Raw genomic sequence first — 1,713 nt, 5'->3', positions numbered from 1 at the left:
GTTCGGCAATCCGCGTCATGTCCGCTACGAGTCCCTTGCTGAAGAAACTTCCGCTCGCCAGGACGTAGTTGTCGGCCTGCAGGGCGACCTCCCCGTGGTTGGCCGTCCGTATCTGCCGGACGCGGTCTTCTCTGATTTCGGCCCCGATGGCCGTGTCGCCGGGCATGAAGAGGCCGCCGAGTCGTTCGAATGCGCGCCGCAGTTGCTGCTGGGTGCGGATGCCGGCCACCGAGGGCGGCATCGTGGGGATGGGGGCCGCTGCGGGCACAGCCTCCCTGAGCTGCCTGACGGACTCCTCGGAGTCCAGTCCGAAGAGTGCCGGGACGACGACGATGTCGGCCTCCGCAGCGTGGCGCTTCACCATCTCGAGGAACCGGCCGAATACCTCGGGTCGGTCGAGTACGCGGGCGATATGGACCGCGCGCATCTCCGTCGGATTGGTCCGCAGCCGGTCGATCTCCGCGATCGAGAGGCTTCCTGCCGTACATTGCGCTCCGCAGGATTCGAGCGCCTCGGCGACGAATGCCGTGTTGAAGTCGAGGAACCCGGCGAAGTTCAGTATCCTGATCCTTTGTCCGCGCAGCTCTTCAGCCGAACGGTAGGTGTTGAAGTCGGACGATGTGAGCCACGTGGGCTTGAGCGTACCCATCGGGGTGAAGTGGAGGTGGTTGCGCTCCATTTCACCGCGTACCGTGACGCCGCATTGTGCGAGTGTCTCGCGGGCGATGTGTGCATAGTGGGCGAACTTTTTGCCCAACCGTGCGTAGGGGTGTCCGGCGGGAAGCGCACCGACGGCCTTTTCGGGCTGCTCGACGGGGGTGCCGTCGGGCAGGCGGTTGAGCAGGTCGAACGATCCCGACCAGAAGTGCAGCGCACTCTGTCCCGTGGAGACGATGGCGCACCTTGCACCGTTGCTTTGCAGGCGGATGCCGCACATCAGGCCGCTCAGCCCGCCGCCGATGATGACCGTGTCGAATTTCATGATGCTTCCTCCTCCGTTAAGTGCATGTCACAGACTCCGGCATATACCCACTGTGTGAATTCGCTTTCGCGGAGCGTGTCGCCCCAGGCCACCGGATAGATGCCTTTCCATCGTTCGCTCAGCAGCGCCGCCAGGTCGCGTTTGGCCTCTTTGGCGCAGTTGTGCGCTCCGGCCAGCAGCCCGGCCGCCCGGCAGGCGCAGAGTTCGCCCTGGCAGGTGCCCATACCTACGCGGGTGCGGCGGCGCAGGTCGATCAGATCGGTCACGTTGAGCTCGCCGAGCGCGTAATTGATCTCGCCGACCGATACGTCCTCGCATTCGCAGACCAGGCTGTTGTCGCCGTTGTCGGCCGAGGCGATGTGCGAGGCCAGTTCTCCGTGGCGCTGGAGAGCCGATTTGCGGGGCCTCGATGCCGGCTGTCCGGCCTCCCGGGATCCGGGCAGCGGCCGGTCGGCGGTCGAGCAGGCCTTGTCGATGCGGAGCTTGCGGCATACGAGGTCGGTGGTCCACTCGGCCATCAGCCGGTAGGTCATCAGCTTGCCGCCCGTGATGGTGATCAGCCCCGGCACTCCGTCGCGCGTCTCGTGGTCGAGCAGCACGATGCCGCGGCTGATGTTCCGTCCCGTGGGATCGTTGTCCGAGGCGACGAGCGGCCGGACCCCGGCATAGGCGCGCAGGATCCGCGTCGAGTCCAGCGAGGGGGCCAGCTTGCATCCCTCTTCGAGCCGCAG

Annotated in this window: 2 protein-coding genes; both read right to left on the bottom strand. The window is 66.0% G+C overall.

Features of this window, described 5'->3' with window-relative positions:
* Positions 1-982, bottom strand: a 982-nt coding sequence (gene glpB, locus QZL63_RS03970) for a glycerol-3-phosphate dehydrogenase subunit GlpB (RefSeq protein WP_290585956.1), incomplete at its 3' end; no start/stop codon positions are given.
* A partial coding sequence (locus tag QZL63_RS03965; protein WP_290585952.1) for a (2Fe-2S)-binding protein occupies positions 979-1,713 on the bottom strand: 735 nt, incomplete at its 5' end. The genes QZL63_RS03965 and glpB, both read right to left, overlap by 4 nt.

This window comes from Alistipes sp. CAG:268 (assembly GCA_000434235.1).
GTDB lineage: Bacteria > Bacteroidota > Bacteroidia > Bacteroidales > Rikenellaceae > Alistipes > Alistipes avistercoris.
The sequence above is the reverse complement of the archived record's forward strand: the minus strand, read 5'-3'. Positions and strand labels throughout refer to the sequence as shown.